The organism is Microcystis sp. M53602_WE12, assembly GCF_030065455.1.
GTDB lineage: Bacteria > Cyanobacteriota > Cyanobacteriia > Cyanobacteriales > Microcystaceae > Microcystis > Microcystis aeruginosa.
Genome location: NZ_JASJFB010000470.1, coordinates 1 through 2243 on the forward strand (window position 1 = coordinate 1; position 2243 = coordinate 2243).

Below are 2243 nucleotides of genomic sequence, written 5' to 3' on the forward strand. Positions count from 1 at the left end.
CGTCGTCATCCCCAAAAACCAATGCGTCAAGTGGTAATTTATCTGCGACGCAGCGATTCTCCCCTAGTGCAAGAAAATACCTTCCGTCTGGGGGAAACCTTTCATTCTTTTCAAGTCAACCCGGTTTATTACCCTTTGCCGTCCTCAGCAATACCGATGATCCCGAACAGGTGTTAAGTCAGCTGTCCCGTTCTCTAGAAACTATCTCTCAAAAACAGGTGCAAAGCAATCTCGCTGCCGCTACCAGTATTCTCGCTGGGTTAGTATTAAATCGAGAGACGATAAAAAAAATCCTTCGGAGTGACATTATGAGAGAATCCGTCATCTATCAAGATATTTTAGAGGAAGGCAGAGAGGAAGGCAAAGAGGAAGGTAAAGAAGAAAAAGCCCGACAAATTGCTCTAAAAATGCTATCTGCTGGTTTTCCTATCTCAGAAATTGCCCGATTTACTGATTTATCCCCCGACGCGATCGAAGAATTACAATCGAGAGACGATAAAAAAAATCCTTCGGAGTGACATTATGAGAGAATCAGTCATCTATCAAGATATTTTAGAGGAAGGCAGAGAGGAAGGAGCATTAACCGCTAAATTAAACTCTATTCCCCGTTTATTGGCTTTAGGGTGAAGTGTAGAACAAATTGCCCAAGCTTTAGACTTAGATATTGAACAAGTACCACAAGTCATTGAGGGACAAAATTGAGTGAAAACGGACAGTATTTTCTATCGTCTCTTTCAGACTTTTCCTGAAAGTTTCTTTGATTTGCTGAATCTTCCCCCTGAAACCGTCAATCATTATCAATTTTCCTCCCTAGAAGTTAAACAACTCGCTTTTCGTTTAGATGGGGTCTTTCTTCCTGATAACCTTAATGAACCGATTTACTTTGTTGAGGTACAATTTCAAAAAGATGAACGGTTTTACTCGCGCTTTTTTAGTGAAATATTTCTCTATTTTCATCAAAGTGAGAGTAATAACAATTGGCAAGGGGTGATCATTTATCCTCATCCTGGAATTGAAAATAGTCCCAAATCTCGTTATCAAGAATTCTTTGAGTCAGGACGGGTTAACTGTTATTATCTGAATCAATTAGATGAGGGGGATTCTCTGGGGGTAAAAGTGTTACAATTAATTGTGGAATCGGAACCAAACACCTTAGCCCAAGGAAAAGAACTGATTCAACAAGTTAGACAACAATTTCAGGAGTCTTTAAAAGGACAGGACATTCTAGAATTAATTGAGACAATTCTCATTTATAAATTACCGAAATTAAACCGTAAGGAGATAGAAGCTATGTTTAGTTTAAGTGATTTAAGAGAAACTAAGGTTTATCAAGAAGCTTTAGAGGAAGGCAGAGAGGAAGGCAGAGAGGAAGGCAGAGAGGAAGGCAGAGAGGAAGGCAGAGAGGAAGGCAGAGAGGAAGGAGAATTATCGGCTAAAAAAAGCCTAATTTTGCGTCAGCTAAACTTAAAACTAGGTTCTATTCCTTTAAAGGTAGAACAAAAAATTAAACAGTTAAATCCTAATCAATTGGATAATTTAGCTCTTGCTTTATTGGATTTTTCGGATTTAGAAGATTTGCACCAATGGTTAAATTAATAGGATGAAGTACAGTCGTCAACCCAACATATAAGATTAGCTTACTGCTACCCAGTGCCTTCGGCATCGCACTAATAATTTTTGATCATTAATTCTCTACCAGATGCCGCCGCTCCTTGTTTATAATTATTCATGCCATACTGAAGATTCCACTCGATAATATGGGCAAAATCAAAGAGTTTTCTGATCTCTGGACAATCATCGTAGGTAATTAACCATTTAGCCTGACATTGACGCATATGATCGGCAAAGCGTTGATGATCGAAGCTGGTATGTAAATTCCCTCTTACGCCGTATAAACGGGATTTTGTGGCACTATAGTAGGGGGGATCGAGGAAGATAAAAACTTCTTTTCCCTCTTGAAATAATAATTCTTCGTAGTCTTGGTTAGTAATTTTGACCGATGCTAATAACGGCGCAATTTGCGTTAATCTGGCAATTGATGAATCAGTAAATCTACTGTTAAAAGCCGCTTGGGAATAACCCCCGGAATCGACTGTTCCCGAAAAAGTCATCCGATTTAAGATAAAAAAACGCACCGCTTTCTCAAAGTCGGTTAACTTTAAATCTTCCCTTGTCAAATCTTGAAATAATTCTCGTCCCTTATCATATTTCTGTTTAATTTCTGTTATTTTTGCTACCAAAAA

Annotated in this window: 2 protein-coding genes and 2 pseudogenes; 3 read left to right on the top strand and 1 reads right to left on the bottom strand. The window is 38.5% G+C overall.

The window, feature by feature from the left end; translation table 11 throughout:
• The 3 genes and pseudogenes from PX482_RS15615 to PX482_RS15625 all read left to right on the top strand — a co-directional run.
• Positions 1 to 518, top strand: a pseudogene (locus PX482_RS15615) (Rpn family recombination-promoting nuclease/putative transposase); the annotation flags it as partial.
• 34 nt (positions 519 to 552) lie between these two features.
• Positions 553 to 702, top strand: a pseudogene (locus tag PX482_RS15620) (flagellar assembly protein H); the annotation flags it as partial.
• On the top strand, positions 703 to 1596 hold the full coding sequence (locus tag PX482_RS15625) for an Rpn family recombination-promoting nuclease/putative transposase (protein ID WP_288094854.1): 894 nt from the start codon (positions 703 to 705) through the stop codon (positions 1594 to 1596).
• Between the two features lie 71 nt (positions 1597 to 1667).
• Here PX482_RS15625 and PX482_RS15630 read toward each other — a convergent pair.
• Positions 1668 to 2243: DNA adenine methylase (locus tag PX482_RS15630; RefSeq protein ID WP_288122658.1), on the bottom strand; the 576-nt coding region annotated here is incomplete at its 5' end.